We start from the raw sequence: 1298 nt of genomic DNA, 5'->3' as shown, positions 1-1298 counted from the left end.
GGCCCGTGCCCTGCCGCGGCCGGTGCCCGGGCTGAAGGTGATCGCGGTGGGGGAGGCGACGGCGGCGGAAGCCCGCGCCCGGGGCTGGGCGGATTGCCGCGCCGCGGCGGGCACGGCCGACACCCTGGCGGAGCTGGTGGCGGCGGCGCTCGACCCGCGGGCGGGGCCGCTGCTGCTCGCGGTGGGAGAGGGCTATTCCCTGGACCTTGCCGCCGACCTGCGGCGACGTGGATTCCGGGTCATCCGCCGGATCGCCTATCGCGCGGAACCCGCGGCCGCACTTCCCGAAAATGCTATCGGGGCGCTGCGGTCCGGAGCGGTCGGCGCGGTCCTGTTCCACTCGCCACGCTCGGCGCTGTGTGCCATCAACCTCGTCCGGGCCGCCGGTCTTGCGGCGGCCGCCCCGGGGATCGAGGTGCTGGCGATCAGCCGGCGGGTGGCCGAGGCCGCCGCCGCTGCGATCGCCCCCCTCGCCTGGCGGTCCCTGCGCGTCGCCGCGCGGCCCGAGGAGGACGCGTTGCTGGGCCTGCTCGGCCGGCGGGGATAGCCCGCGGCCGGGCTCGCCGTTCCCGTCAGGAGAGCCATGAGCCAGTCCACCCCTCCCCTCGGCCCGCCCCCTGGCCCGCTCGACCGCCTGCGCCGCTTCGATCCTGCCGTGCTGCCGATCCTGGTGGCCGGGATCGTGCTGGTCGGCGCCGTGGTCTGGCTGCTGGGCCGCCCGCTGCCGCCCGCCGCGCCGTCGGTCGATCCGCGCCTCGCCGAGCAGGTCACGGCGCTGAGAGCCGAGGTCGAGCGGCTGCAGGGTGTTGCGAACCGCGTGTCCGCACTGGAAGGCCGCGGCGGACCGGATCTCCGCCCGCTGGAAGGCCGTCTCGCGGCGCTCGAAGGCCGCACCGGCCCGGATGTGGCTCCGCTTGCCGCGGGCATCGCCGCCGCCACGGGACGCGCCGAGACGGCGGAACGCCAGATCGCCGCGCTCGAACAGCGCATCGGCGCGCTGCAGCGCGACCTGACCGGTCGCGTCGACACGCTCGCGCGCGAGGCGCAGCAGGCCTCGGCCCAGGCGGCGCAGCGCGCCCAGGCGGCGGAACAGGCGATCGCGGGCTTCGCCGGCCGCGTGGCGGCTAACGAGACCGGGCTTGCCGCCCGCACGCAGGCGATCGAGGCGCAGGCCGGCCGCATCGGCTCGCTCGAACAGGCGACGGCGGCGCGCATCCAGGCGCTGGAGGCGAATCTCGCGCAGCGGCTGCAGGCGCTGGAGGGCCAGTTGCAGCAGCGCGGCGCGGCGCTGGAGCAGC

At 77.3% G+C, this 1298-nt stretch carries 2 protein-coding genes; both read left to right on the top strand.

The features are described 5' to 3' along the window. On the top strand, nt 1-547 hold a 547-nt coding region (locus tag L2I40_RS23320; RefSeq protein ID WP_237217738.1), incomplete at its 5' end, for a uroporphyrinogen-III synthase. Nucleotides 548-583: 36 nt separating this feature from the next. Further along, on the top strand, nt 584-1298 hold a 715-nt coding region (locus L2I40_RS23315; RefSeq protein WP_237217737.1), incomplete at its 3' end, for a hypothetical protein.

The organism is Falsiroseomonas oryziterrae (assembly GCF_021864505.1).
Taxonomy (GTDB): domain Bacteria; phylum Pseudomonadota; class Alphaproteobacteria; order Acetobacterales; family Acetobacteraceae; genus Falsiroseomonas; species Falsiroseomonas oryziterrae.
The sequence above is the reverse complement of the archived record's forward strand: the minus strand, read 5'-3'. Positions and strand labels throughout refer to the sequence as shown.